This is a genomic window from Pseudomonas sp. C8002 (assembly GCF_013385765.1).
Taxonomy (GTDB): Bacteria; Pseudomonadota; Gammaproteobacteria; order Pseudomonadales; family Pseudomonadaceae; genus Aquipseudomonas.
This window is the reverse complement of sequence record NZ_JACAPJ010000030.1, coordinates 57,188-63,929: the sequence shown is the minus strand read 5'-3', so window position 1 is coordinate 63,929 and position 6,742 is coordinate 57,188. Positions and strand designations below refer to the sequence as shown.

Below are 6,742 nucleotides of genomic sequence, written 5' to 3'. Positions count from 1 at the left end.
CGCTGTAAGAGCGGAACCAATAGATGCCGTTACCGAAATAACGGATATACACACCGTCAAAAACAGAGGCACACCCCATGCTCCAGTTGATCCTCGGCGGCGCCCGCTCCGGCAAAAGCCGCCTGGCTGAAAAACTCGCCACCGACAGCGGCCTAAGCGTCACCTACATAGCGACCAGCCAACCCCTGGACGGCGAAATGACCGCACGCGTCGCCCACCACCGCGAACGCCGCCCATCCGAATGGGGCCTGATCGAAGAGCCCGTCGAACTGGCCCGTGTCCTCAAGGAAAACGCCACCCCGAACCATTGCCTGCTGGTCGACTGCCTGACCCTATGGCTCACCAACCTGCTGATGCTCGAAGACCCCGACCGTCTCAAAGAAGAGCGTGAGGCCCTGCTACAAACCCTGGCCACCCTCCCGGGAGAAATCATTTTTGTCAGCAACGAGACCGGAATGGGTGTCGTGCCGCTGGGCGAATTGACTCGCCGCTATGTCGATGAAGCCGGTTGGCTGCATCAAGCCTTGGCCGAACGTTGTCAGCGCGTTGTCCTGACCGTCGCCGGCCTGCCCCTGACTTTGAAAGGTACTGCGTTATGACCGACACCTGGTGGCTCAACCCCTGCAAGACGATCGACCCCCAAGCCCACGAACAAGCCCTGGCCCGCCAGCAGCAACTGACCAAGCCTGCCGGCTCCCTCGGCCAGCTGGAAGCCGTGGCCGTCCAACTGGCCGGCCTCCAGGGCCAGGTCAAACCCAGCGTCGACCACCTGTGGATCGCGATCTTCGCCGGCGACCACGGCGTCGTCGCCGAGGGTGTCTCCGCCTTCCCCCAGGAAGTCACCGGCCAGATGCTTCACAACTTCGTCACCGGTGGCGCCGCCATCAGCGTGCTTGCGCGCCAACTCGACGCCAAGCTGGAAGTGGTCGACCTCGGCACCATCACCCCGACGTTGAACCTACCGGGCGTCCGCCACCTGAATATCGGTCTCGGTACCGCCAACTTCGTCAACGGCCCGGCAATGACCGAAGCCCAGGGCCAACTGGCCCTGCAAGCCGGCCGCGACAGCGTGCACCGCGCTATCACCAGCGGTGCGCAACTGTTTATCGGTGGCGAAATGGGCATCGGCAACACCACCGCCGCCAGTGCCCTGGCCTGCGCGCTGCTGGATTGCCAGGTCAGCGACCTGACCGGCCCCGGCACCGGCCTGAACGCCCAGGGTGTCAGCCACAAGGTCGCCGTCATCGAGCGCGCCCTTGCGCTGCACGCCAGCGACCGCGACGACGCACTGAAAACCCTGTTCAACCTCGGCGGCTTTGAAATTGCCGCGCTGGTCGGCGCCTACCTGGCCTGCGCTCAAGAAGGGGTCGTGGTGCTGGTGGACGGTTTTATCTGCACCGTCGCCGCCTTGGTCGCCACGCGCCTGAACCCCGGCTGCCGTGAATGGCTGCTGTTCGGCCACCGCGGTGCCGAGCCCGGCCATCGTCACGTGCTGCAAAGCCTCAACGCCGAGCCGTTGCTGGAACTCGGGCTGCGCCTGGGCGAAGGCAGTGGCGCCGCGCTCGCTGTGCCGTTGCTGCGCCTGGCCTGCGCGCTGCACGGGCAGATGGCGACCTTCGCCGAAGCAGCCGTAGCGGATCGCCCGGCATGACTTTGCGCCTGGACCTGCTGCGCCACGGCGAAACCGAACTGGGCGGCGGCTTGCGCGGCAGCCTGGACGATGCGCTCACGGCCAAGGGCTGGGAGCAGATGCGTGAGGCGGTGGTGGCGCAGGGCCCATGGGAGCGTCTGGTCAGTTCGCCGCTGCAACGTTGTGCGCGGTTTGCCGAGGAGTTGGGCACGCGCCTGAACCTGCCGGTCACCCTCGAAAAGGATCTGCAGGAACTGCACTTCGGCGCCTGGGAAGGGCAGAGCGCTGCAGCCTTGATGGAAACCGACGCCGACGCGCTGGGCCTGTTCTGGGCTGATCCCTACAGTTTCACGCCGCCGCAGGGCGAGCCGGTTTCACAGTTTTCCGCGCGTGTTTTGGGGGCTGTCGGCCGCTTGTATCAAGCTTATGCCGGCCAGCGAGTGCTGCTGATCAGCCATGGTGGAGTCATGCGTTTGCTGCTGGCCCAGGCACGTGGTCTGCCGCGTGAGCAACTGTTGAATGTCGAAGTCGGCCATGGTGGCCTGTTCAGCCTGCAGGTCGAGGCGGATGGCGTATTAAGGGAAGGACGCTGAGCATGTTGCCGTTCTGGATCGCCTTGCAGTTTCTCAGCAGCCTGCCGATTCGCTTGCCGGGCATGCCGCAGCCCCAGGAACTGGGGCGTTCGTTGCTGTTTTATCCGGTGGTGGGGCTGCTGTTCGGGCTACTGCTGTGGGGCTTGAACGCCGTGTTGATGGGCGCGCCATTGCTGCTGCACGCCGCGCTGCTGTTGACCGCATGGGTGCTGCTCAGTGGCGGCCTGCACCTGGACGGCCTGGCCGACAGCGCCGACGCCTGGCTCGGTGGCTTCGGTGACCGCGAGCGCACCCTGACCATCATGAAAGACCCGCGCAGCGGCCCGATCGCGGTGGTCACCCTGGGCCTGGTGTTGCTGCTCAAATTCACCGCGCTGGTGGCATTGATCGAGCAGCACAACGGCGCCGCGCTGATCCTCGCACCGTTGATTGGCCGCGCTTCAATGCTGGCGCTGTTTCTCACCACGCGCTATGTGCGCGCCGGTGGTCTGGGGCAGGCCCTGGCGGATCATTTGCCACGGATCGTCGGCCAACAGGTGCTGATCCTCAGCGGCCTGGCGTGTATCTTGATCGGCGGTTTCAGTGGCGGGATTGCCGTGCTGGTGGCTGCCCTTTGTTTTATCGGCTTGCGCCAATTGATGGTCAATCGCCTCGGCGGCACCACCGGCGACACCGCCGGCGCGCTGTTGGAGCTGCTGGAAGTGGCGGTGTTGATCAGTCTGGTGCTGTAACACTTTCTTGCATTTCATTAATCCCGGGTATATACACGCTCCATGCTTGCCTCCCAATGTTTATGCACAAACCTGCGTCGCGCCGCTCGTGGCGTCAGCAGGCATTACGACGGCGCTCTCGACGGCTTCGGGATCAACGTTGCCCAGTATTCTTTGCTGTGTAATCTGCAGCGCCTCGATCAACCGAGCATTTCCAGCCTGGCCGACGCCATGGGCCTGGATCGCAGCACGCTGGGGCGCAACCTGCGGGTGCTGGAAGGCGAGGGCCTGGTGCAGTTGGTGGAGGGCGATGACTTGCGCAACCGCCTGGTCTTGCTGACCGAGGCGGGTATCGAACGGCTCGCCGCCGCATTGCCGGCCTGGGAAGCGGCGCAGCAGAAATTGATTGATAAGTTGGGCGCCGAAAAGCGCGAAACCCTGTTGGCCTTGCTGGATGAACTCGCTTGACGCGAGTTTGTTCGATGATAAGCGGGTATATACCCGCGAACGGAGAATAAGAAATGACCTCGATGTGGCGCACCAGCGGCTGGATTCTTGTGGGGAGTGCGCTGATCCTCGCGTTGTCCCTCGGCGTGCGACATGGCTTCGGCCTGTTCCTGGCGCCCATGAGTGCCGAATTCGGCTGGGGCCGTGAGACCTTTGCCTTTGCCATCGCCCTGCAAAACCTGATCTGGGGCCTGGCACAGCCGTTTACCGGCGCCCTGGCCGACCGCTTCGGCGCCGCCAAGGTGGTGATGATCGGTGGTGTGCTTTACGCGCTGGGCCTGGTGTTCATGGGCCTTTCGGATTCGGCGTGGTCGCTGTCCCTGAGTGCCGGGTTGCTGATCGGCATTGGCCTGTCGGGTACTTCGTTCTCGGTGATCCTCGGGGTGGTGGGGCGTGCCGTGGCGCCGGAAAAACGCAGCATGGCCATGGGTATCGCCAGCGCCGCCGGCTCGTTCGGCCAGTTCGCCATGTTGCCGGGCACCCTCGGTTTGATCGGCTGGCTTGGCTGGTCCGCCGCGTTGCTGGTGCTGGGCCTGATGGTGGCGCTGATCGTGCCGTTGGTGACCATGCTCAAGGATCGACCGTTGCCTGCGGTGGCTGGCCAGCAGACCTTGCGCGAAGCCTTGGGTGAGGCCTGCTCCCATTCAGGGTTCTGGCTGCTGGCGTTCGGCTTTTTTGTCTGCGGTTTCCAGGTGGTGTTTATCGGCGTGCACTTGCCGTCGTACCTGGTGGACCAGCACTTGCCGGCCTCGGTGGGGACGACCGTGCTGGCATTGATCGGCCTGTTCAATATCTTTGGCACCTATACCGCCGGATGGCTCGGTGGGCGCATGTCCAAACCCCGTTTGTTGACCGGTTTGTACCTGCTGCGGGCGGTGGTGATTGTGATCTTCCTGTGGGCGCCGGTGACGCAGACCAGCGCCTACCTGTTCGGCATGGCGATGGGCTTCCTGTGGCTGTCCACGGTGCCACTGACCAACGGCACGGTCGCGACCTTGTTTGGTGTCAGAAACCTTTCCATGCTAGGTGGGATCGTGTTCCTGTTCCATCAACTGGGCTCGTTCCTCGGCGGCTGGTTGGGCGGGGTGGTCTATGATCGAACCGGCAGCTACGATTTGATCTGGCAGGTGGCAATCGTCCTGAGCCTGGTGGCAGCGGCGCTGAACTGGCCGGTGCGCGAGCGCCCGGTGGCACGTTTGCAGGCGAAAATGGGGGTGGCATGAATTCGACCTGGCATTGGCTCGGCGCAGCAGGAGCAGGACTCTTGCTGCTGCTGGCGTGGTGGGGCTGGCAACAGGGCGGCCTGGCATTGATGCAGTTGGGCATGGCGATCTGTTAAGTTCTGTGTCTGAGACTTTTCAAGGACACCTCGCATGCAGATGCGCTGGTTCGCAGTACCCGCTCTGATGGTGGCTTTTGGCGGTGTCGCCATGGCTGCCGATTGCCCGCCGTTGCTTGAAGGCCAGTTGCCCAAGCTGCGCGCCAAGGAATCCATCGACCTGTGCCAGCGCTTTGCCGGCAAGCCGCTGCTGATCGTCAACACCGCCAGCTTCTGCGGGTTTGCGCCGCAGTTCAAAGGGCTTGAAGCGTTGTACCAACGCTACAAGGGCCAGGGGCTGGAAGTGATTGGCGTGCCGTCCGATGACTTCAAGCAGGAAGCCAAGACCGGGGAGGAAACTGCCAAGGTTTGTTACGTTAATTACGGCGTGACCTTCACCATGACCGAACCACAGAAGGTCAAGGGCCCGGACGCGGTGCATCTGTTCAAGATCCTGGCGCAGCAGAGCAGTGCGCCGAAGTGGAATTTCTACAAGTACGTGGTGGACCGCCAGGGCAAGGTGATCGCCAACTTCTCCAGCCTGACCAAGCCGGATAGCCCGGACCTGATCAAGGCGGTGGAAGAGGCGCTGGCTTCGAAACCCTGATGGGCACCCACTAAAAAGCCCCGCCTCTTTTGCAAGAGTGCGGGGCTTTTTTATGTCGCTTTACATCAGAACTTGTACGTCACACCCAGGCCGAAACCGTTGGCGCTGTTTTCGTACTTGGCATTGTAGGACTGGCCCAGTGCGTTAGCGCGTGCAACTTTGACAGGTTCTTCCTTGAGGTAGGAGTAAGCCAGGTCGACGGTCATGTTCGGCATGACGTCGTAGCCCAGGCCGAGACTGAAGATCGTCCGGTCACCGGTAGGGATGCGAGGCGAGCGATCAGTGTTGTTGGTCGGCGACTGGTCGAACGTCAGGCCGGTACGCAGTACCACCTGCTTGGTCACGCGGTACGAAGTACCCAGGGCGTAGGCCCAGGTGTCGTGCCAGTTCTGGTCTTCCTTGATGGTGCCGACAATTTGCGGAGCCAGAGCGCCACTGCCTGCGGCGGCCGATACGCCTTCGTTATTGACGGTGATGTCTTTCAGGCGGCTCCAGCGAGTCCATGTTGCGCCCGCATAGAGTTTCCAGGCGTCGCTCAGGTCTTGAGTAACAGACAGATCCCAGGATTCAGGGGTGTCGATCTTCAACGAAGCGTCGTAACGACCGTTGTTCAAGAGACTGGCGGGAACGTTGGCCCCCTTGGTCACTTCGGTATGGCCTTCGAGCTTGTACTTCACTTTCGAGTGATAGGTCAGACCCACTCGAGTGGTGTCAGTGGCTTGTACCAGCAGGCCGGCATTGAAGCCGAGTGCGGTGTCATCACCCTTGATCTTGACGTTGTTGGAGCCGGTCCCGGCGATTGGCAGGTTGATATCGGACTCAAGCGTACCGGCGATACGGTTGATAGTCGGACCAAAACCAATCGACACCCGGTCGTTGAAGGCATAGCTGACGGTTGGCTGGAAGGTGATGACCTTCACTTCGCTCTTACTGCCGAATGCTTTGCCCTGGAAGCCGCTTTCGTAGTCAGTCACCAGGCCAAAGGGTGCATAGACGCCGAAACCGACAGCCCATTGCTCATTGAGTTTATTGGTGTAGAAACCGAAAGGAACGGCAGTGAAAGGGACCATGTCGCCTTTATTGCTACCGCTGGAGCGACCACTGACATCTTTGATGTTGGTGGAAGCATCAATCGCTGCAACACCACCTGTAACTTGCTGGCCTTCAAGGCGAGCCATACCGGCAGGGTTGCCATAAACAGTGCTTGCGTTTTCGGCAGATGAAGAACGTCCCGCAAAACCGGTACCCATCCCGGCAACGTCTTGTTCGTTGAGGGCGAAGCCGCTCGCGAACACGTGGGAGGATGCCATTGCAACGGCGAGGCTAAGTGTCGTCTTGAGCATTACTTTTTTCATTATTAGAACTCCGTGGTGATCA

General features: G+C 61.8%; 8 protein-coding genes. 7 read left to right on the top strand and 1 reads right to left on the bottom strand.

Annotation, left to right across the window (positions count from 1 at the left end):
• Positions 1-77 precede the first annotated feature (77 nt).
• The 7 genes from cobU (at position 78) to HX814_RS27310 (ending at position 5,365) form a co-directional block, all read left to right on the top strand.
• Positions 78-599 carry a bifunctional adenosylcobinamide kinase/adenosylcobinamide-phosphate guanylyltransferase gene (gene cobU / locus HX814_RS27340; protein WP_177008957.1) on the top strand — a complete coding sequence of 174 codons (522 nt, stop codon included), beginning with the start codon at positions 78-80 and terminating at the stop codon, positions 597-599.
• Positions 596-1,651 carry a nicotinate-nucleotide--dimethylbenzimidazole phosphoribosyltransferase gene (cobT, locus tag HX814_RS27335; RefSeq protein WP_177008958.1) on the top strand — a complete coding sequence of 352 codons (1,056 nt, stop codon included), beginning with the start codon at positions 596-598 and terminating at the stop codon, positions 1,649-1,651. The genes cobU and cobT overlap by 4 nt, the downstream gene beginning before the upstream one ends.
• Positions 1,648-2,223: an alpha-ribazole phosphatase family protein gene (gene cobC / locus HX814_RS27330; protein WP_102368349.1), complete on the top strand. Its 576-nt coding sequence runs from the start codon at positions 1,648-1,650 to the stop codon at positions 2,221-2,223. Before cobT ends, cobC begins: the two co-directional genes overlap by 4 nt.
• A 2-nt stretch (positions 2,224-2,225) precedes the next feature.
• Complete coding sequence (locus HX814_RS27325) at positions 2,226-2,954, top strand: adenosylcobinamide-GDP ribazoletransferase (RefSeq protein WP_003214923.1); 729 nt, start codon at positions 2,226-2,228, stop codon at positions 2,952-2,954.
• A gap of 42 nt (positions 2,955-2,996) precedes the next feature.
• The gene (locus HX814_RS27320) at positions 2,997-3,401 is read left to right on the top strand and encodes a MarR family winged helix-turn-helix transcriptional regulator (RefSeq protein WP_003214925.1); all 405 of its coding nucleotides are present in this window, start codon (positions 2,997-2,999) and stop codon (positions 3,399-3,401) included.
• A gap of 62 nt (positions 3,402-3,463) precedes the next feature.
• Entirely contained in the window at positions 3,464-4,663 is a 1,200-nt protein-coding gene (locus HX814_RS27315) for an MFS transporter (protein ID WP_177008978.1), read from the top strand.
• A 150-nt stretch (positions 4,664-4,813) separates the two neighbouring features.
• Positions 4,814-5,365: a glutathione peroxidase gene (locus HX814_RS27310; protein ID WP_177015439.1), complete on the top strand. Its 552-nt coding sequence runs from the start codon at positions 4,814-4,816 to the stop codon at positions 5,363-5,365.
• A 65-nt stretch (positions 5,366-5,430) separates the two neighbouring features.
• Here the strand turns inward: HX814_RS27310 and HX814_RS27305 are convergent, their stop codons facing one another.
• Positions 5,431-6,720 (bottom strand): OmpP1/FadL family transporter, encoded by a 1,290-nt coding sequence (locus HX814_RS27305; protein ID WP_177008960.1) that lies wholly within the window; start codon positions 6,718-6,720, stop codon positions 5,431-5,433.
• Positions 6,721-6,742: the final 22 nt, after the last annotated feature.

Bases quoted from the DNA above. Each gene is read 5' to 3' on its own strand.
- HX814_RS27305 (WP_177008960.1), bottom strand. From the start codon at position 6,720: ATGAAAAAAGTAATGCTCAAGACGACACTTAGCCTCGCCGTTGCAATG.
- HX814_RS27310 (WP_177015439.1), top strand. From the start codon at position 4,814: ATGCAGATGCGCTGGTTCGCAGTACCCGCTCTGATGGTGGCTTTTGGC.
- HX814_RS27320 (WP_003214925.1), top strand. From the start codon at position 2,997: ATGCTTGCCTCCCAATGTTTATGCACAAACCTGCGTCGCGCCGCTCGT.
- HX814_RS27325 (WP_003214923.1), top strand. From the start codon at position 2,226: ATGTTGCCGTTCTGGATCGCCTTGCAGTTTCTCAGCAGCCTGCCGATT.
- cobT (WP_177008958.1), top strand. From the start codon at position 596: ATGACCGACACCTGGTGGCTCAACCCCTGCAAGACGATCGACCCCCAA.
- cobC (WP_102368349.1), top strand. From the start codon at position 1,648: ATGACTTTGCGCCTGGACCTGCTGCGCCACGGCGAAACCGAACTGGGC.
- HX814_RS27315 (WP_177008978.1), top strand. From the start codon at position 3,464: ATGTGGCGCACCAGCGGCTGGATTCTTGTGGGGAGTGCGCTGATCCTC.
- cobU (WP_177008957.1), top strand. From the start codon at position 78: ATGCTCCAGTTGATCCTCGGCGGCGCCCGCTCCGGCAAAAGCCGCCTG.